General features: G+C 40.5%; 18 protein-coding genes. 6 read left to right on the top strand and 12 right to left on the bottom strand.

The genetic code is table 11. The annotated features are described in order from the left end of the window. Positions 1-96: 96 nt before the first annotated feature. On the bottom strand, positions 97-915 hold the full coding sequence (locus M5121_RS04825) for an NAD-dependent epimerase/dehydratase family protein (RefSeq protein ID WP_249570520.1): 819 nt from the start codon (positions 913-915) through the stop codon (positions 97-99). Between the two features lie 18 nt (positions 916-933). Between M5121_RS04825 and recG the strand changes: the two genes are divergently transcribed. Further along, positions 934-2979 (top strand): ATP-dependent DNA helicase RecG, encoded by a 2046-nt coding sequence (gene recG / locus M5121_RS04820; protein ID WP_249570519.1) that lies wholly within the window; start codon positions 934-936, stop codon positions 2977-2979. Beyond that, positions 2972-3658: a ComF family protein gene (locus M5121_RS04815; protein ID WP_249570518.1), complete on the top strand. Its 687-nt coding sequence runs from the start codon at positions 2972-2974 to the stop codon at positions 3656-3658. Before recG ends, M5121_RS04815 begins: the two co-directional genes overlap by 8 nt. On the opposite strand, the gene M5121_RS04810 is transcribed toward M5121_RS04815, so the two are convergent. Next, positions 3609-4004, bottom strand: a complete 396-nt coding sequence (locus tag M5121_RS04810) for an NUDIX hydrolase (RefSeq protein WP_249570517.1) — start codon at positions 4002-4004, stop codon at positions 3609-3611. The genes M5121_RS04815 and M5121_RS04810 overlap by 50 nt on opposite strands. A 343-nt stretch (positions 4005-4347) precedes the next feature. On the opposite strand from M5121_RS04810, the gene M5121_RS04805 reads away from it, so the two are divergent. Continuing rightward, positions 4348-5361, top strand: coding sequence for a CorA family divalent cation transporter (locus M5121_RS04805; RefSeq protein WP_087536049.1), 1014 nt, complete (start codon positions 4348-4350; stop codon positions 5359-5361). Between the two features lie 42 nt (positions 5362-5403). Here M5121_RS04805 and M5121_RS04800 read toward each other — a convergent pair whose 3' ends face one another. The 8 genes from M5121_RS04800 to dxs all read right to left on the bottom strand — a co-directional run bounded on the left by M5121_RS04800 (position 5404) and on the right by dxs (position 14267). Continuing rightward, positions 5404-5691 carry an STAS domain-containing protein gene (locus tag M5121_RS04800; protein ID WP_249570516.1) on the bottom strand — a complete coding sequence of 96 codons (288 nt, stop codon included), beginning with the start codon at positions 5689-5691 and terminating at the stop codon, positions 5404-5406. Positions 5692-5702: 11 nt separating this feature from the next. Further along, entirely contained in the window at positions 5703-6335 is a 633-nt protein-coding gene (locus tag M5121_RS04795; protein ID WP_249570515.1) for an MlaC/ttg2D family ABC transporter substrate-binding protein, read from the bottom strand. Positions 6336-6354: 19 nt separating this feature from the next. Then, a complete protein-coding gene (mlaD, locus tag M5121_RS04790; protein ID WP_249570514.1) occupies positions 6355-7032 on the bottom strand; it encodes an outer membrane lipid asymmetry maintenance protein MlaD in 678 nt (225 codons plus the stop codon). Continuing rightward, positions 7032-7811, bottom strand: coding sequence for a lipid asymmetry maintenance ABC transporter permease subunit MlaE (gene mlaE, locus M5121_RS04785; protein ID WP_004660307.1), 780 nt, complete (start codon positions 7809-7811; stop codon positions 7032-7034). The genes mlaD and mlaE overlap by 1 nt, the downstream gene beginning before the upstream one ends. After that, complete coding sequence (locus M5121_RS04780) at positions 7808-8626, bottom strand: ABC transporter ATP-binding protein (protein WP_249570513.1); 819 nt, start codon at positions 8624-8626, stop codon at positions 7808-7810. The genes mlaE and M5121_RS04780 overlap by 4 nt, the downstream gene beginning before the upstream one ends. 420 nt (positions 8627-9046) lie before the next feature. Next, positions 9047-10969 (bottom strand): DEAD/DEAH box helicase, encoded by a 1923-nt coding sequence (locus M5121_RS04775; protein ID WP_249570512.1) that lies wholly within the window; start codon positions 10967-10969, stop codon positions 9047-9049. A gap of 449 nt (positions 10970-11418) precedes the next feature. Further along, the gene (locus M5121_RS04770; RefSeq protein ID WP_004951734.1) at positions 11419-12249 is read right to left on the bottom strand and encodes an inositol monophosphatase family protein; all 831 of its coding nucleotides are present in this window, start codon (positions 12247-12249) and stop codon (positions 11419-11421) included. 122 nt (positions 12250-12371) lie between these two features. Beyond that, the gene (gene dxs / locus M5121_RS04765; RefSeq protein WP_249570511.1) at positions 12372-14267 is read right to left on the bottom strand and encodes a 1-deoxy-D-xylulose-5-phosphate synthase; all 1896 of its coding nucleotides are present in this window, start codon (positions 14265-14267) and stop codon (positions 12372-12374) included. A gap of 305 nt (positions 14268-14572) precedes the next feature. Here dxs and ribA point away from each other — a divergent pair, with 305 nt between their 5' ends. Then, complete coding sequence (ribA, locus tag M5121_RS04760; protein WP_249570510.1) at positions 14573-15175, top strand: GTP cyclohydrolase II; 603 nt, start codon at positions 14573-14575, stop codon at positions 15173-15175. Positions 15176-15227: 52 nt separating this feature from the next. Here ribA and hemN read toward each other — a convergent pair whose 3' ends face one another. Continuing rightward, the gene (gene hemN / locus M5121_RS04755; protein ID WP_249570509.1) at positions 15228-16598 is read right to left on the bottom strand and encodes an oxygen-independent coproporphyrinogen III oxidase; all 1371 of its coding nucleotides are present in this window, start codon (positions 16596-16598) and stop codon (positions 15228-15230) included. Positions 16599-16821: 223 nt separating this feature from the next. On the opposite strand from hemN, the gene hemF reads away from it, so the two are divergent. After that, positions 16822-17763, top strand: coding sequence for an oxygen-dependent coproporphyrinogen oxidase (gene hemF, locus M5121_RS04750; RefSeq protein WP_249570508.1), 942 nt, complete (start codon positions 16822-16824; stop codon positions 17761-17763). Positions 17764-17895: 132 nt separating this feature from the next. Next, entirely contained in the window at positions 17896-18684 is a 789-nt protein-coding gene (gene aroE / locus M5121_RS04745; RefSeq protein WP_208728017.1) for a shikimate dehydrogenase, read from the top strand. Positions 18685-18750: 66 nt separating this feature from the next. Here aroE and M5121_RS04740 read toward each other — a convergent pair whose 3' ends face one another. After that, a complete protein-coding gene (locus tag M5121_RS04740) occupies positions 18751-21078 on the bottom strand; it encodes a hypothetical protein (protein WP_249570507.1) in 2328 nt (775 codons plus the stop codon). Between the last annotated feature and the right edge of the window lie 79 nt (positions 21079-21157).

The following is a 21157-nucleotide window of genomic DNA, read 5'->3' as shown; positions in this document are numbered from 1 at the left end:
ATGTGCACAACTCAGGCAGTTCCTTTACGGAGTCTGTTGGTATTTTATCATCAAAATCTATACCAACTATTCAAATTGTCTTGCAGTTTAATCTAATTATTTTTCATTATCATGTACCGACAACAGCGTCTGATAGTCATTAAAGCAAATCTGATGTTCAAATTTAAATCCCGTTTGTGGCAATCGAGTTGCATAAATTCGCTTCCCAGTTACTTGCTCAGACAAAAGTTGCAACTGAGGCAAGTTTAAATATTGTTGAAACCAACTTAATATTTCATGCATGGGTAAAGGATTGTTATTACTGATGATATAACTTGATTCAACAACATCTATAACAGCTAATAATGCTAAAAACTTAGCTAAATCATCGATATGAATTCGATTACTAAAATGTATGGCTGGATAAGTCAGTGTTTGTTCAGCAAGCTTTTTTAAACGAGCAATTGAGGTCCCATAAATTCCTGCTGGTCGGACAATAATGCTCTGATGCGGATAATGTGATTGCCACAACAACTCCATCTTCCGAAGCAGATGCCCCTGCTCATCGATGGGTTGAATCATTGATTCATCATCAATTCGCTCCCCTGCATTTTCACCATAAACTCGTGTCGAAGAAACGATGATGATACGTCGAATAGGATGATTTTTGAGAGCATTAGCAATCGGTTCAACGCTATCAACATAGGTTTGTTGATATGCTTCTATGCCGCTCTGCGAAGGTGCAAGAATGACATAAACCAAATCAATTGGATCAAGCTGAGTCAAATCTAAATAGTGTATATCTTGAATATAGTGGCTTGCATAACAATCCATTTTTGGACTACGGCTAATTGTGCTAATGTGGTGACCTTGCTCAAATAAGTGTTTAGCAACGCGCTGAGATGTTTTACCATAACCAATAAATAAAATATGCATATACACCCTTGAATAGAGATGACTTCAGTCCAGCAATTACAAGGTGTTGGTGCCGCCGCAGCAACCCTATTAGAAAAGCTTCATATTTTTAGCACGGATGATTTGTTATTTCATCTTCCTCGTGACTATGAAGATCGTAGCACCATTATTCCAATGAATCAGCTGGTTGTTGGACGAAGTTATTTGCTCGAAGGTGAGGTTCGATCCGTAGATTTTCCTCCGGGTAAAAAGAAATCACTTGCAGCCTTATTACAAGATGATTTTGGCAAGGTCACTTTACGGTTTTATCATATTTATAAGGGACTAACTGATCGCATCAAAATGGGACAACAGCTCCGAATATTCGGTGAAGTTCGTGTTGGAGCACGCGGTCTTGAAATGTATCATCCAGAAATACAAGTCATCCAACAGCATACGCCGTTACCCAAAACCCAACTCACGGCCATTTATCCTAGCACTGAAGGTCTGACGCAGCCTAAATTACGTGAATATGTTCGTCAGGCGTTACAACATCATAGCGATGACTTGGCTGAGTTATTACCGACTAAATACAGCAACGGCTATGAACTTAAACAAGCATTAGAATATATTCATGAGCCACCTGTTGATGCCAACATGCAACAACTCAATCAAGGTTCGCATCCTGCCCAACAACGATTAATTTTTGAAGAGCTAGTCGCCCATCAAATTAGCCTATTAACACGCCGTGCCTATATCCGCCAAATTGCTGCACCTCGTTTTGATAGCAGTAAAATCTTGGCTAAGGCATTATTAGATGGTCTTCCTTTTCAAATGACCAATGCACAAAAACGAGTTTCTAAGGAAATCTTGCAAGATCTCAAGCAAAATCAACCGATGCTCCGCTTAGTCCAAGGTGATGTAGGAGCAGGTAAAACACTCGTTGCAGCAGTTGCAGCCTGCCATGCACTAGAAGCAGACTGGCAAGTTGCACTGATGGCACCAACAGAGATTCTTGCCGAGCAGCACTACTTAAACTTTAAACGCTGGTTTGAGCCACTGGGCATCCAAGTAGCATGGCTTTCAGGCAAACAAAAAGGCAAAGCACGTACACAAGCTGAACAACAAATTAAACAAGGGCATGCACAACTTATTGTCGGTACGCATGCTTTATTCCAAGATGCCGTGGAATTTTCTAAACTAGGCTTGGTTATTATTGATGAACAACATCGTTTCGGGGTCGATCAACGCCTTGCTTTAAGAAATAAAGGCGCTAATCAATTTACCCCACATCAATTGGTGATGACAGCCACCCCGATTCCCCGCACACTCGCGATGAGTGCTTATGGTGATTTAGATACTTCAATTATTGACGAGCTCCCCCCAGGACGCACCCCAATTCAAACCGTAACAATTCCTTTAGATCGCCGTGAACAAGTCCTGCAACGGATTGCCAGCAACTGTCGTGAAGGTAAACAAGCATATTGGGTCTGCACCTTAGTGGAACAATCTGAAACCCTAGATGCTCAAGCCGCCGAAGCCACCTATCAAGAAATTAAGGAACGCTTTCCAGACATCAATATTGGTCTGGTCCACGGCAAAATGAAAGCAGATGAAAAACAAGCGGTCATGCAAGCCTTTAAAGATAATCAATCACAACTATTAATTGCCACTACCGTGATTGAGGTTGGAGTCGATGTGCCTAATGCCTCCATCATGGTCATTGAGAATGCTGAACGTTTGGGTCTCTCGCAATTGCACCAACTTCGAGGGCGTGTTGGGCGTGGTGCTACCGCTAGTTTTTGCGCTCTACTCTACAAAGTACCTTTGTCTCAAAATGGTCAGGAGCGACTGTCTATTTTACGAGAAAGTAATGATGGTTTCGTAATTGCTGAAAAAGATTTGGAAATACGCGGTCCAGGTGAACTCTTAGGAACAAAACAAACTGGGGATATGGGCTTCCGTGTGGCACGTTTAGAACGTGATGATCATTTACTCACACAAGCCCATTATGTGGCTGAACAAATTCTAAAAAATTATCCACAGCATGCTGATGGACTATTAAAACGCTGGCTACCTGAAGCTCCAAGATACGCCTATGTTTAAATTAATTCAAACATCAGCAAAACAAATCTTTGATTATCTAACGCCATGTAGCCTGTGTGATATTGGGATCAGGAAGCAATACGGAGTATGTCAAAGTTGTTGGAATCAGTTACCTTGGTTAAAACAATCCATTCAACGTAATCAACAACAAATATTCGTTGTATGCCATTATCAATATCCGATTGATCGCATCATTCAGCAATTTAAATATGAACAAAAACTGCATCATCAACGACTATTGGAAGGACTGCTACAACAACTCAAGCTTCCTAAAGTTCATGCCATCGTTCCAATGCCGATTTCAACTGATCGATTAGTTGAACGAGGTTTCAACCAAACGCTGTTACTGGCCCAAGCACTTAGTAAAAGCTTAAATATCCCTATCTGGCAACCTGTACAACGCTTGGATCAACACTCGCAAAAAGGCTTATCGCGCATCGAAAGACTAGAAAATATTGAACAGCAATTTGTGACTGCGCCGCCCAATCATCTTCGTTATCGCAAAGTCTTGATCGTCGATGATGTCGTCACAACGGGCAGTTCAATTACCGCCTTATCTCAAGTCTTGCAACAACTTGGCTGCCAACAGGTTTATAGTATTTGTTTAGCAGCCCCTATCCGTAATAATGCTAGTTCTCTAAATTTTGCTGACACCATGGAATCACCACGTGTTGAGTAAGAGGTGCAAGTAAAGTGACTTGATCTTCCAAATCAATCCATTTCATCTCTGCAATTTCCGCAGCGATACGTGGTGTTTGTTTCAGTTTCACCTCATAAACATAACTCACTAACAGATGATCAGGCTCATTTGCAGCCGCCGTTTCAAAGCGCCCGATAAACTGTTTGATCTCAGATTCACACGCGATTTCCTCTAAAATTTCACGCCGTATTGCAATTTCAGGCGCTTCATTCAGTTCCAGTTTTCCACCCACCTGCATAAATGCCTGCGTATTCTGTTTACGCACTAAAAGCAACTGATTCTGCTCATTTAAAATGACAGCGGCAGCCACAGTAATCGTTTTCAATACCTTTTCCTCACACTTAAATTTCAACCGATGCATTCATTACAATAGAACTAAAGAACCATAAATTCGGTATTGTCCTGCTCAGCCATGACTTATCTAGACAACGATAATTTTTTAGATGAATAGAACCGTAATCTGGCAGCCTCACACAAAAACACATATAGAATTCATACAATTAAAACCGTTTTATATAACTGTCATGCTGATAAAGTAGGCTGTGTAACAAGATTTTTTAGAAATTAACGTTTAGGCAAGTGTTTTTCGTTTCATCCTTGTCTAAAATACACGCTGGTTTTCGGTACAATGCTGAAAATCTCACATTGGCTGCGCGAGGAAAAAAGACATGCTTGAAGCCTTTTATGCCACAGAGCGCGGTAGTCTAGAAGATGCAACAATCAATGGGAGTTTTGATCTCCACCCTGAATTGGTTTGGATTGATCTAATTGCTCCATCTCAAGAAGAACAACAGTGGGTATTTGATGCTTACGAGCGAAACCTACCAACATTAAAATCACTTGAAGACATTTCCTCATCCGCACGATTTTACCGTGATGATGATGGCATCTTGCATATCAGTACATATTTTTTAACAAAGAATAAAAATTATCAGGTCGATGGCGATACAGATGAGTCATCTCATATGCTTGCAACAGTACAAACAGTTGCCTTCATTCTGCATAAAGATCGTTTGTTTACCATGCGTGGCGAAAAATTAGTTGCATTTCGTGCCTTCCGTGCGCGTGCACGCCGTAATGATTACAATATGGACTATAAAGATCCCACTTGGATCTTGCTCGGGTTACTTGAAGCAAAACTAGATGAGCTTGCGGATATCTTGGAAGATATCCACAAAGACTTGGAAAGATACTCCACAGAGGTACTGAATAATCATCATCGTGAAACCCTGCTCGATCTTGATGACATGATTACACGGCTGGCACAGCAGGAAGATATGCTCGGAAAAGCCCAGCTATGCTTGATTGACCTGCGTAGGGTACTGACCTTTTTATCTCGCCCACGCGCTTTGGGCAGCCATATTTATGATGCCGACATTCGGGAGTTAAGTGAGGATGTTCGCTCACTGGTGGAACATGATGCTTTCCTATTCCAGAAAGTACGCTTCTTGCTGGATACCACATCAGGCTTTATTAACACCGAACAGAATGACACGATTCGTCGATTCTCGATCTTGCCAAGTATGCTTGCACCACCGATGCTGATTGCTAGTATTTACGGGATGAATACTGAGGTCTTACCTTTTGCACATGGTAGTCTTAGTTTCTGGATTGTAGCGAGTATCCTGATGGCGTTCCTTGTACTCCCAATGGTGTATTTCCGCTGGAAGAAATGGATTTAATAAAAAAGCACCTGATGGTGCTTTTTTATCACAAGACTTTTTTCATATCAATTTCAAATCATCTTGCAAATGACAGGCTTGGATGATTTTCAGCATCTTATCAGACACATTTTTAAAATGTAGATCTTTGTTATTTGGCGTTTGACGCAACCATTGCACCAACACTGCCAAAGAAAGGGTGTTTCCTTGTTCAAGCTGACCCAGATCAACAATGAGAGGAAAACTCTTATGTTGCTGGATATGCTTTAAACCTGCTCGATAAACTTGTTCTGCATTCGAGAAATCAATTGTTTTTGAAACAATTAATTGCTGATCAATATACTGAATCACCCGTCACCTACTTATTTTTTATTAACAGCAGCATCTGCATCTGGTTTAAATGTTGCAATCGCTTTATTGATATCACCACCATTACGCTGAACTGTTGCAGCAAACTGGTTACGGAACTGTAGGCCTAAATCAATACCAGACACATTAATATTACGGACTTTCCATTGGTCGCCTTTATCTGTCAACTGGAACGATACAGGGATTTTCTCACCATTATGTAAGAAGTCTAATGTAACAACGGGATTCTTACTATTGGTCGACTTAAAAGGACGCATAGTATAACTTTGGTTGGTATATTTAGCGAAAGCACCACCATAGTTTTCAATAATCACCGCACGGAAATTTTGTTCAAACTGAGCACGTTGCGCAGCAGTTGTATATTGATTGTTTGCATACGTACCTAATACGATACGTGTAAATGCTTGTGAATCAACATACGGATCAAGGTTTTGACGAATAATCGATTTAACTAAAGCAGGATTACTTTGTAATTTCGCATGATCTGCTTTTAGACGTGTAATTAAACCATCAGCCACACGCTTAACAAAATCAGGTGGGGTTTCTGTTGGTGCTGCAAATGCAGCGCTCGCAAGCATGGTTGATAATACACTTGCTGTTAACGTCTGTTTCAATAATGTATTCACTTCAATCTCCTAACCTGAATTACTCAACAAATGATGGTTCTGCTTCAGTAGCAACTGGCTGCGATGCCGAACTCTCTGAAGTTGTTGAGCTTGATGTGGCTTTACCAGCACCACCAGTAATAAACTTACTGATCAAATCTTCTAAATCCATTGTACCTTGGGTATTTGAAACAACATCACCACGCTTTAGGTAATTCACACCACCACCTGGTACAACTTTCAAATACTTCTCACCCAGCAAGCCATTGGTTGCAACCATAATATAAGCATCCTCATCCAAACTGGTGATGGAGGTCATGTTACTGATAAGTTGCTGTTCCATTGCTTTTTGTTTCGCAGCATCAGCTTGTTGATAATCTGAGCTATAACGCAATTCTTCTAAGGCATTTTTCTGCACTTGTTTTAATTGCTCAGTATTAAAGCTGGTTAATTTACCATCCAAATCAAACTTAACTGTTGCTAAACGTGTTACTGGATCAAGCGTAATAGATTCTACACGACCAATGGTCACACCACTCATGGACACCTTTGCTCGTGGTTTTAAACCATTTACGTTATCAAACTGCGCTGTCATGCTATAGCTATCACGTAGATTTGTACCCACTAAACCACTAACTTTCATCGCAAGAAAAAATAGAGCGATACCGAAGATAATCACAAAAATACCTACGGCCAGCTCACTAGTACGTGATTTCATTAAATCCCTCCGAACATGACCGCAGTCAACACGAAATCAAAACCTAATACACAAAGTGAAGAATATACGACCGTTCTGGTCATCGAAGTCGCGATACCCTCTGGTGTTGGATCACAAGCATAACCTTGATAGACCGCAACCCATGTACAAATCAGCGCAAAAACAATACTTTTAATAATAGTGCCATTAAAAATATCATGCCCAAACTGAACTGTACTTTGCATACCACCCCAGAAAGAACCTTCATCAGCACCTAAAAAATCTACGCCAACCAACTTGCCGCCAATGATACCGATCGTTGCAAAAATCACAGTCAACATCGGCAAACTCACAATACCTGCCCACAAACGCGGAGCCACAATTTGACGAAGTGGATCAACGCCAATCATTTCCATACTGGCCAATTGTTCACTCTGTTTCATTGAACCAATTTCGGCAGTGAGAGCCGAGCCTGCGCGCCCTGCAAATAGTAATGCAGCAACAACCGCAGCAAGTTCACGTAACAAAGTTAACGAAATCGCAGTCCCTAACATAGCTTCACTACCAAAAGTGACCAAAATGCTATACATCTGTAAGCCAAGGACAGCGCCAATAAACAAACCTGACACAGCAATAATCAGCAGAGACATGACCCCAACACGATGCATCTGATATACAAAGCGTTGAAAGCCACCCTTTGACGGCGCTGAAAATAAAATCTGGATGAGCATAAGTGACGCTGCACCTATCCCCTTTATTCGCTCAATAACGAGTCTACCTAACCAGGCAATCGTATTCATGCACGAACCTCGTTATCTAAATATGCTTGATGAGTAAATTGATATTCAACAGGTCCCTCAGCTGAACCTGTTAAAAATTGACGTACAAATGGGGAAGCATGTGCCTGTAGCTGCTCAGGTGAACCTTCACCCTGAATTTTGCCTTCAGCAACCACATAAATATAATCAGCAATCGATAATGTCTCTGCGACATCATGCGAGACAATAATTGTTGTTAAGTCTAAAGCTTCACGCAAAGAACGAATCAATCGTGTTAGAACACCTTTAACAATTGGATCTTGGCCAGCGAATGGCTCATCATACATAATCAATTCTGGATCAAGTGCAATCGCACGCGCTAAAGCAACACGACGATTCATACCTCCTGAAAGTTCAGATGGCATTAATGGTTCAGCACCGCGTAGCCCAACCGACTCCAACTTTAAAGCGACTAACTCAGCAATCAAATGTTCTGGTAATTGTGTATGTGCACGAATAGGAAATGCAACATTTTCATAAACTGACATATCAGTAAATAACGCACCACTCTGGAATAACATCCCCATACGTGCGCGTGCAGCAAACAAGTCTGGACGAGACATAGCTGCAATATTCTTACCATCGAGTAATACTTCACCACAATCAGGGATTAACTGCCCACCAATCAAACGGAGCAAAGTGGTTTTACCTGTTCCTGAAGGTCCCATAATTGCAGTAATTTGACCACGTCGAATTTTAAGACTGACATCATCATAAATGACGCGTTCCCCTCGGTTAAAGCTCAAGTTTTTAACTTCAATTAGGGCTTCAGTTTCGAGAGGAGATTTGTTATTCATACTGGCATTCATTCCTGCACTTTTTATGCACGCATACTATACACTGAAAGATTAAGCGCTTGTTTTTATTTTGATATGCTACGTATGAAGATTATTAATTTATGTAATTGTTCTTTTTATCAACTTCTGTGCTCAACTCATGTTGTGAGCTTGCATTCAAAGAGTCGGTATGATTGCGTGCAATAAGTGCATATGCAAAAAATAACCCATTACAAAGCATTAAAATAACGAATAGACATGGCAGCCCTTCACCACAAATGAATGACCATATTTGACTTAAAAGACTTTTATTTTGCTTAACCCTATTCATTTCTTCTTTAAAATTTGAATTAGTAGACATTTTTCGAATTTTACATGACTAATCCTAAATAAAAAAGCCAGTTTTACAACTGGCTTCTTCTTTTCATCGGTTTTTAACGATTAAAAATCATTTTTGCGACGACGGTCACCACCGAAGCCACCTTCACGCGCTGGACGATCACCAAAATCACGCTTTGGACGGTCTTCACCACCGAAACTACGCTTTGGACGGTCTTCACCACCGAAACTACGTTTTGGGCGATCTTCACCACCGAAACTACGTTTTGGACGGTCACCAAAACCACCTTCACGTTGTGGACGATCACCAAAATCGCGCTTTGGACGGTCGCCGAAGCTACCTTCACGACGTGGTTTGTAATCTACACGGTTACCACGATTGTCATCATTCGAATCAAAACGCGGTTTATCGTTGAAACCACCTTCACGACGTGGGCGATCTGAATTGAACTCGCGACGTGGACGATCTTCACCACCAAAACTACGCTTTGGACGATCTTCAAAACCACCTTCACGACGTGGACGGTCAGAGTTAAACTCGCGACGTGGACGCTCTTCACCACCGAATGATGGACGTTCACCACGTGGTTTATCATCAAAGTTACGACGTGGACGGTCAGAGTTAAACTCGCGACGTGGACGATCTTCACCACCGAATGATGGACGCTCACCACGTGGTTTATCATCGAAGCTACGACGTGGACGATCATCACCGCCTTCACGACGTTTGAAATTGCTCTCGCCTTCAAAACGACGACCACCACCAAAACCACCACGACCGCCATCACGGCCGCCACGACCACGACCACCGCCATCCCGACCGCGACCACCACCATCACGACCTGAACGAGCAGGAGGTGGAGATGGCTCTAAACCTTCAATTTCAGATACATTTAAACGTGCATCTAAGTAATCTTCTAAAGCACGGATTTTGCCACGCTCGCGATAAGTCGCAAGTGTAATCGCTTGACCAGTACGACCCGCACGACCTGTACGACCAATACGGTGTACATAGTCTTCGTTTTTCATCGGTAAACCGAAGTTAATCACGTGAGAAATAGTTGGTACGTCTAAACCACGTGCTGCTACGTCAGTTGCAACTAAGATTTTTGCACGACCTTCACGGATACTGCGTAAACGACGGTTACGAACAGTTTGTGGCATAGCACCATGCAATGCAACAACTGAGTGACCTGCTTCAGCCAATTCTTCAGCAAGCATATCTGTATCTTCTTGCGTGCTTGCAAAGACAACAGCTTGATCTACTGACTCGTCAGACAACCAGTGAGTAAGTAATTTTTTCTTATGCTCAAAACCATCTGTCCAATGTAATGTTTGTGTTACATCAGTGTTAGTGCTGTGACCAGTTTCAATTGCGATACGTTGTGGATCATTCATCATACGTTCAGCAAGACGAATAATACGATCAGCAAAAGTCGCAGAGAACATTAATGTTTGATTACGGTTTGCAGCTAACTCGCCAATTGCTTCTAAATCTTCAGAGAAGCCTAGATCAAGCATACGGTCAGCTTCGTCGACGATTAACGATTCAACTTTATCAAGTTTCAATTGACGACGATTTACTAAGTCAAGCAAACGACCTGGCGTTGCAACAATCACTTGTGCGCCTTTAAGCTGTTGAATTTGCTTACCAAAAGGCATACCACCCATGATTGCAGCAATACGAACACCTTTCATATGACGTACAAATGCAATCGCATCTTGGCTTACTTGTTGAGCCAATTCACGCGTAGGACATAAAACCAAGATGCTTGGTTGAGTCACAGCTTTCATGCGCTCTTTAAATGGCACAACAGTTTCCTGACCTGCCAAAGCATTTAATGTAGGGAGTAAAAATGCTGCAGTTTTACCAGAACCTGTCTGGCTTGAAACTAATAAATCTTTTCCATCTAACGCAGCTGGAATCGCTTGTTCTTGCACAGGAGTTGGGCTTGTAAAACCTAAACCTTCTAGGGCTTGTTGTAAGGTTTCGTGCAAAGAAAATTCGGCAAAAGTTTTGCTCATAGAGAGTTTCACCCTAATGGGTGCTCCATTTTAATAAATACAAAAAATAGACATCGGCAAAAAGCGGCAAAGCGACTCAAGCTGAAAATAGATGAAGTTCAGCGGCAATCCGAATAACGACGATGTGGACTAACGCACGCTTGATTACTGCCTCAACCTGAAGAATCGCTAAGCGATTTGGGCGCAAGATGTGGTCCTCTCTATGGACAGCGTGCGCATAATATGAATAGAACTGAATGTTCAGGTAATGAACTGGAATTTAAGTGCGTGGGCGGATTATAGCAGAATAATTTTAAAAGTCACCCTTTTTAATAGGTTTTTCTACTGGATCACCTTTATTATTTGTATCTGACCGATTAAAGAAGATGAAATTATAAAAATAACTCCTTCATTATTATCAGATCATAATAAAAAACCCTCAAATTATTGAGGGTTTTTTAATCTAAAATTTATTTTGCAGCTTCGCTCCATGCTGGAACTACTGCTTGCATTAGTGGTTTTAACATTTTCATTGAGCAAGCAATGACTTGACCATTTTCCATTGAATCATTACCACCACGAGCATCCACAACCACACCGCCCGCTTCTTTAACAATTAACTCGCCTGCAGCGATATCCCATGGTTTTAAACCTAATTCAAAGAAACCATCAAAACGACCCGCAGCAACATATGCCAAATCTAAAGCTGCTGAACCTGCACGACGAATTTGAGCGCCAGATTTTGTGACTGCCAATAACGAAGCAAAGTGTTGCTCTGCATAAGAAACAATTTCACCATTACGCTTCGCGCGATAAGGATGACCGACTGCTAGGAATGTTTTATCTAAAGTATCTTTGACATTCGCACGAATACGACGTTGATTCATCACTGCGCCACGACCACGACTAGCTGAAAATAACTCATCACGTACTGGATCATAGATCACACCGTGTTGTGTCACGCCTTTGTGTTGTACAGCGATAGAAATACAAAAGTGAGGGAAACCATTGATAAAGTTTTGAGTACCATCTAAAGGATCAATCACCCAACACCAATCAGCGTCGTGACCTTTACCTTCTTGCATACCAAACTCTTCACCTAGGAAACTATGATTTTTATAGCTTTTGCGAAGTGTATCTATTGTAAGTTGTTCCAAATAACGATCAACACGTGTTACTGGACCATCAATGCCTTTTTCTTCAACTTGTAAATCGAGTTTATGACGATTTTGATGTGCCTTTAAAAGCTCTTGACCAACTGTTTGAGCCGCACGCGCAGCCATAACCACCATAGGTTCCATTGAACACCCACTACAAATTTGAAGATTTTGACAAAGAATAATGCATAAAAGCCCTTACATTCTATCAAATATAAGGGCTTTTAGGGGAAAAATGTTTACGAAAAATTGTTTCCGTTATTTATCTAAAACCAAGCACGTTCAATTGAAGCTAAAATCCCATACGCATCCAAACCACAATCGGCAAGCATTTGTTGATGTGTAGCTTGATGTAAAAACTCATCTGGCAAACCCAAATTGAGGATTGGCTTTACGATTTTTGCTTGTGCGAGGAATTCATTTACTGCACTTCCCGCACCTGCCATCACGGCATGTTCTTCAACAGTTACGAAAAGCTGAGTTCGTTCAGCAAGTGTGCGTATCATTTGTTCATCCAATGGCTTCACAAAACGCATATTTACCACACGCACACCTATTGCATGCTTATTCGCAAATTGTTGCGCTGCTTCGACTGAAGCTACCACTCGACTCCCGAAAGCCAAAATACTAATCTGCTGATCTGCATCCAAATTAAATTCTGCAACAATTTCAGCTTTACCAATCTCTAAGGCAGTCATTTGTTGTTGAATTTCTACACCTGTTCCAGCACCACGTGGGTAACGAACTGCTGTTGGACCTTTATAATGATATGCAGTGTGTAGCATTTGACGACATTCATTTTCGTCTTTTGGCGCCATAATCACCATATTAGGTACAGTACGCATATAGGCATAATCGTATGCACCTGCATGCGTTGGACCATCTTCGCCAACTAAACCAGCACGATCAATACCAAAAGTGACATCTAAATTTTGCAATGCTACATCATGAATCAACTGATCGTAGCCACGTTGCAAGAAGGTTGAATAAATCGCGACAACAGGCTTTAAACCTTCACAAGCCATGCCCGCTGCCAAAGTCACTGCATGCTGTTCAGCAATTGCAACATCAAAAAAGCGTTCAGGGTATTGCCGTGCAAACTTCACCATGCCAGAACCTTCACACATTGCAGGTGTGATCGCTAATAAACGTGCATCTTGTGCAGCTTCGTCACATAACCACTGTCCAAATACATCTGAATATTTAGGTGGTGATTTTTTAACTGGTGCCGAAGCAGTAGGTGTAATCTTAGTAATGGCATGATAGGTAATCGGATCTGCTTCTGCTGGAGCGAAACCTTTACCTTTTTTAGTGTAAACGTGAACTAATCGCGGACCTTTGCGTTTTTTTAATGCGTGGAAGACTTGAGCAAGTTGTTCAACATTGTGCCCATCAAAAGGTCCGAAATAGTCAAAACCAATCGCTTTAAATAAGTTATCAGCTGCATCTGTTGCAGATTGATGCAAACGCGAATTGTATGTCCATTTTGGATGTGGCTGAACATAAGCTTCGCCCTGTTCATTTACATTGACCAATTGACCAGTTTCCCAAATCGCAGCGAGATGTTTTGCAAAACCACCCGTGCTGCATGAGATCGACATATCATTATCGTTCAATACCACTATTAGATCAGCATTATGTGCAACAGCATCATTCATGGCTTCAAAAGCCATCCCTGCTGTCATTGCACCATCACCGATAATCGCAACAACTTCGCAAGGCTTTTGCTGATAACGGCGAGCCAGTGCCATCCCTAATCCAGCAGAAATTGCTGTTGAAGAATGTCCTACACCGAAAGTATCAAAATCAGATTCATCTCGTGCTGGAAATGCAGCTAAACCACCTTTACTACGAATTGTGGTAATACGTTCTCGACGCCCAGTCAGGACTTTGTGAGGATATGCTTGATGCCCTACATCCCAAACTAAACGATCATCTGGTGTATTGAAACAGTAGTGCAAAGCAACTGTCAGTTCAATCACACCTAAATTTGCGCCAAAGTGACCACCACTTTGTCCTGCTGCATACAAAATATATTGACGCAACTCATCTGCCACTTGAGGGAGTTGGCTTTGCTCGAGCTGACGTAATTGCTCAGGATGATCGATTTCATCCAACAATGGCGTAACAGGGCGTTGAGTTGGAATTTCGGTATACAACATAATGTGGCAAAGCCTTTTTAAGCCTGGCAAATCCGAAGCTGGGTTAAATGGGGGCAATCATACAATTAAATACGATCTACCTTCAATCAGCCACATGTGCGAATGATGTAGTGCTGAACATTCTCAAGCCAATCTTAAACAACTGACTTACAGATTATCCTGAATTATGTCACTGTTTATCAACCATTATTGTGTGCTTTCTATGAAAAAGAAAAACTTATGTGAAAAATCAGAACTTGCAATTCACTCAATCTTCACACATTAAGCTATACTTTGATAGTTTTTACTAACATAGCGAGCTCTCTGTGCCGATTGAATTTATTGCAACATCAAAGCTACCAACTGCTTTTGGTGACTTCAATATTTCTGTGTTTCAAGACCCTCAAACAGGTGAAGAACATGTGGCGCTTTCTAAAGGTTTAGAAACTCTCCCAACAGGACCTGTTTTAGTCCGTATTCATTCAGAATGCTTAACAGGTGATGCTTTCGCTTCATTAAAGTGTGACTGTGGTCCTCAATTACAAGCGACCCAACGTTTGATTAATGAAGCAGGTCAAGGTGTGATTTTATATCTACGCCAAGAAGGTCGTGGGATTGGTTTAACGAATAAAATCCGCGCCTATGCTTTACAGGATCAGGGTCACGATACCGTAGATGCCAATTTACTTTTAAACCTGCCTGCGGATGCACGTCGCTATGACATGTGTAGCATTATGCTGGATCATCTACAAATTAAAGAAGTTAAGTTAATTACGAATAACCCGTTAAAACTTAAAGCCCTAACTGATTTAGACATCAATGTGGTTGAGCGTGTACCGTTAACAGTAGGTCGTAACCCATTTAATGAACAATATTTAAAGACCAAACGTGAGCGTATGGATCATCTTTACCAGAAGGATGACTTCTAAGTCATCCTTGATTCAATCAATCTCATGATAATTCGAAAAATAAGCGATTGTTTTATATCGTCATAGAAAAAATACGATTATTGGGTATTTTGCGGCGAAGATGTAAATCAAATGCCATGCAAATATTTCTTACGAATGCTTTACCTTGTTCGGTTACTTGAATATCCTTTGATGTCATCTTTAACAAACCGTCATTCTGCATTTCCTCTAGTTGTGCTAATACTTCAGGTAACTCTGGAAAATACAATGCTTCATTCTGCCATGAAGTACTAAAGTGACACATTAAATTGAGTATATGTTGGCGAATGACTAAATCCTCTTCTGTTAAAAGATGTCCACGATATACAGGAATCTCATTCTTCTCTAAACGTGCATAATAATCTTCTAGCGTTTTTTCATTTTGCGCAAAGCTGTACCAACTATCACTAATTGAAGACAAACCTAGGCCAATCATGACTTGCGTTTTTGATGAGGTATACCCCATGAAATTACGATGCAGATTTTCTTGTTGGAAAGCTTGATACATTTTGTCATGTTCCAAAGCAAAGTGATCCATACCAATTTCATGATAACCCTGTGCTAAGAGTTTTCTCTTTCCCTCTTCATATAACTGGCGTTTCAGCTCATCTTTAGGTACGTCCTGATCTTTAAAACCACGCTGTCCATTGCCCTTAATCCAAGGTACATGAGCATAGCTATAAAATGCCAAACGATCTGGCTTTAGACTATTCGTTTGTTCAATCGTGTGTAACACATCAGTCAAGTTCTGAAATGGTAAGCCAAAGACCAAGTCATGTGAAATCGAGGTATAACCAATTTCGCGTGCCCACGTTGTAACCTGTTGTACATGAGCAAATGGTTGGATACGGTGAATTGCTTTCTGAACTTTTTCATTATAGTCCTGCACCCCATAACTCACTCGGCGAAAACCAAGATCATATAGGGCTTGTAAATGCTCTCGAGTCGTATTATTAGGATGCCCTTCGAAACTAAATTCATATTCATCGGATACATCTGCATTTGCCAATAACCCATTAATCAACTCGATCAAATGTTGTACAGAGAAAAATGTCGGAGTTCCTCCCCCCAAATGAATTTCTTTAATCCTCGGTTTGTCGACAAGCAACTGGCAGTACAACTCCCATTCTTTTAACACGGCTTGAATATAAGGTTGTTCCACTTCATGGCGCTTGGTCACACGCTTATGACAACCACAAAAAGTGCACAAGCTTTCACAAAATGGCAAATGGATATATAAACTAATCCCTTCACTCGTATTTGTCTCATCAAATGCCCGTTTTAAAGTTTGCTTCCACATTTCCAAACTAAAATCTTGTTCTTGCCAGTACGGAACAGTCGGATAACTGGTGTAACGTGGTCCTGCAACATTGTATTTTTGAATGAGTGAATGAACTTGAGTCATAACGTGCCTATCTGATGTTCAGCTTGCAACAACAAGCATTATCAATACATTCTGCTGAGCTTAACCCAAGAAATCAACCAACCCTTTTGGTCGGAATAATTATGATTAGATCCTTTAAGCTGTTCAACTATCTAATTCCAGTTTGAATCAAAAAATCAGCTTATTTTTTTTATGATTTCATGGTACATATCCTTCCATCTTTTTTAATGATTAGAAGGTTGAAATGCAGCATCCAACTTCAGCTGATATTCAACGTGTTCGTGAGTTTTTACTCGATCTACAGGCACGTATTTGTGCAGGATTAGAACAACAGGAACGTGCAGGCGGTGGTACCGCTGAATTTATCATTGATGATTGGCAACGAACCGAAGGTGGTGGCGGTCGCTCTCGTGTTCTGCAAAATGGTGACGTGATTGAAAAAGGCGGAGTGATGTTTTCCCACATCAACATCAGTAAACTTCCTGCTTCTGCAACGGAACGCCATCCACAGATTGCAGGCGCAAAAGCACAAGCCTTGGGTGTTTCTTTAGTGATTCATCCTAAAAATCCCAATATCCCAACTTCACATGCAAATGTACGTTTATTTGTTGCTGAACCTGAGGGTCAAGACCCTGTTTGGTGGTTTGGCGGTGGCTTTGATCTCACACCTTTCTATCCAGATGATCAAGATATTCAAAACTGGCATCAAACCGCTTATGACTTATGCCAACCATTTGGCGAAAATGTTTATGCTGAACATAAACAATGGTGTGATGATTATTTCTATTTAAAACACCGTGATGAGCAGCGTGGCGTGGGTGGTTTATTCTTTGATGATTTGAACCAATGGGACTTCGAAACTTGCTTTAAATATATTCAAGCCGTTGGTAATGGTTATTTAGAAGCAATCTTGCCTATTTTCGAAAAGCACCGTGAACAGCCTTACACCGAAGCTCAGCGTGAATTCCAATTGTATCGTCGTGGTCGCTATGTTGAATATAATTTAGTCTACGACCGTGGTACGTTGTTTGGCCTGCAAACAGGTGGACGTATTGAATCCATTTTAGTGAGTTTACCGAATCTTGCAGGCTGGTCGTATCGCCCTGAATGGGATGCCGACTCAATAGAAAAACGCTTAACAGATTATTATCTAAAACCAAGAGATTGGTTGAGTTTAAATAAGTAATTGACCGTAATTATTCAAAGCACCTGAATTTAGGTGCTTTTTTGTACCTAAAGATTATCGTATATTGTCTCAGCATAAGCATTCAAATATGTTTAATAGCCTCTGTCCTCTCTTTCAACTTTGGATAAAAGTATGACCAAACAATTTGCTGTCATTGGGAATCCAATTGAACAATCCCGCTCACCAGAATTGCATCATGCTTTTGCAGCAAAAACAGGCGTTGATTTGAATTATAAAAAAATTCTTGCTCCGCTAGATGGTTTCGAATCCGCAGTTAAAGCATTCTTCGATCAAAATGGTGTTGGCATGAATGTAACTGTGCCGTTTAAAGAGCAGGCATTTGCTTTATGTGATCAACTGACTGAACGTGCCAAAATTGCCAAAGCTGTGAACACCTTGTGGATGCAAGATGGCAAACTGTTTGGAGATAATACCGATGGTCAGGGTTTGGTTGCCGCCATTCAAGCCTTAGGTTGGGACCTTAAAAATAGTCGCATTTTAATCTTAGGTGCTGGTGGTGCAACACGTGGTGTCATTTATCCTTTAGTACAAGCAGGTGCAAAGCAGATTGTCATTGCCAATCGTACACTTGCTCGAGCTGAACAATTGGTCTCAGATTTAAAAGATGCCGTGCCGCAGGCGCAACTCTCAGCGCTCAGCTTGGAGCAACTCGCTGGTGAATTTGATTTTGTCATCAATGCCACTTCTGCCAGCTTAACTGGTGATACTTTACAGCTTCCTGAATGCTTGGTTTTTCACCATGCTTATGAAATGGCTTATGGCAAACCTTCAAGCTTTTTGGATCAAGCTCAAGAGCGTCAAGTTCCATCAACAGATGGTTTTGGTATGTTGGTGGGTCAAGCAATTGAAGCTTTTTCTATTTGGAATGGGGTCAAACCTGAATTAAAAGATTTCTTATAACCCATCTATAAATTAGTAAGCAAAAAAGAACCTGCATTGCGCAGGCTCTTTTCAAGTAATCGCCAATTATTTTGCCGTTAGCATTTTCAAATACACTTCTTTAAAGATTTCATAATCAATAAATTCATTGTGTTCAATCTTTAATGATTTAATGCTCTTTTCAGATAACTGATTTTTACGAGCATCGACATATACTTGTCCCAAAATCGTTGCGGTTTGTGCTAATAGTGGTTTTTCCTCACTCGAAACTCCATTATCACGCTCAAATTGAACTTGATACTGTTGAGCAAATAGCTGCTGTGGCTGCTTATATTGAGCTTGTAGCTTTTTCCAAGCTTGACGATCTTTATCACCATGCATCGCATCATTTACAATACGATTAACAGCTTGTCCCAACTTGTCATCAAACTGATCATCTTGCTCAAGATGATGTTTCTTCTGTAATGCTTCAATGCTCTTCAACGCCTTACCTTGTGGGTTATAGATGTCATCTGTGGCATACCAATAGGCATAAACAGCCGCGATTTCCTGCAATTCCTGACTTGTATAACGTTGTGCAATTTCTGCTTTATTTTCTATCAGCTTGGCAATAAATACTGCTTTAAATGTTTGCTCATAACTGTGTGTAGCATCATATCGCTGTTCTGCAATGATTTTGAGTTGATCTTCTAAAGATAACGTATAAGGTTCAGCTGAACGCTCTTGAATGCCTGTCTGTCCCAATTTCTCTGAGAAACTACCGATTGCTTGTTCCAACATTGAGCCTTTACTTGCTTCAGCCCATGTTTTCGCTCGTTTCAATTGAGCCTGATCAATTGGCGTTGCTTGGCCATAATTGGAAATCAACATATCTGCTTTAAGATTAAAACGAGACTTCAGTTCAGGGAGTGCATAATTCAAATCATAATCAATTTTAACTGCTCGCCCTTGCGCATCTAAACCAATATCCATGGTAAATGGATTACGTTTGTCTTGAGGAGGCAATGCTTTTTCAATCTCAGCCTGATACTTGATCCACAGCACTTTAAATGCCTGATCATCAATAAATTGATTTTGATCATATACAGCAAATTCTTTTTCTACGCTTTGTAATTTTTCGACATAAGATAGAAAACCTGATTCGGCTTTTTTCGTATTAAAAACATCAATATCGTAAATACTTTCACAGTACTGTACATCGCCATAAGCAGCCTGTTGAGCATTCTGAAGCGCTGTACATTGGGTCTCTGTTAAACCTTGCTCATCTTCCGAGGAAGAAGCTGCATCTGCGGCAGCATCAGCTGATTCTAAATCATCAGCAACTATTCCAGCTTCTTTGGCAACATCCATCGCTTGCTGCGCTGCATCGGATACCTTTGGAGCAGCTTCCTCTTCAACACCAAAGTGCTGATTCACTAAACGATATAATTGCTGACTGACGACACTTGCATCATCTGCGGAATCTTTACTCGCTAATATGGATGCCGCTGCATCAGGCTTGGTTTTGCTTACAGCATTGGTTTCATCAGCAATCAGCTTTTCTAAGTTTTGTTCTTTAATATTTAAAATGCTTTGCATTAAATATTTTTCATTCACTTTGCTGTACAAATTCGCTTGTAAAATTAATTCTTCAATCGATGTTTTTAAGCGAATTTTTTCGACTACTCCTAAATTTCGATCAGCAGCGGAGACAGACAATGCTTGAATGTTATTTTGATCAGCTAAACGGTAATACACAGCACTTGAAGCTTTCACATACTCTGCAAATTTTTTGTAATCCACTTGCTTAAACATTGCCTGATATTTTGAAAAATCCAAATAAGCTAAATTATTTTGATTTTCTTTGTTCACCAAATACGGCATCAAAGCAAAGTAATTGATATAAAACTTATAATTATTTAAATCTAGAACCATTGGCACTTTTGCTTGAACTAACAAGGTTGGTTTTTCATAACGTGCTGTCAGATTAAACGACCCCATTTTCTGACGATAATGCACAGAACCATCATATTCAAATTGCATATCATTCAATATATTGGCTATGATCCGAGCAAATTTATCAGCTTTAGAACCACCAGAACTTTTGGGCTGTTGTGCCAAAGCATTATAGAGTGCCTGCTTCTGTTTGCTGTTTAAATTAACCTTTTGCTCTTGTAAATATTGATCTACTTTTTGTTTGAGTGCTGCATCTAAGGTTGCCTTTTCTGACGAGGTGTTTGATTTATTTTGATCTAGGTCAACATGAACTTTAAATTTGCCACGATAATCGTAACTCGGATATTCATACATTGTATTCAGACTATTAATTGCCTTTTGCTCTAAATTCTGAGAACCTGAATTGGTTTTAATGACATGCTGTGAACATGCAGAAAGACTAAGACCTAACAAGCATAATGTTAAATATTTTAAATGCATAGCTTTACCAAACACCTTTATATCGTTATATTTTCAACTATAAAATAGATCATTTTTCACATATAATATATGCGAAGAC

It is taken from the genome of Acinetobacter sp. ANC5681 (assembly GCF_023488045.1).
Classification (GTDB): domain Bacteria; phylum Pseudomonadota; class Gammaproteobacteria; order Pseudomonadales; family Moraxellaceae; genus Acinetobacter.
The sequence above is the reverse complement of the archived record's forward strand: the minus strand, read 5'-3'. Positions and strand labels throughout refer to the sequence as shown.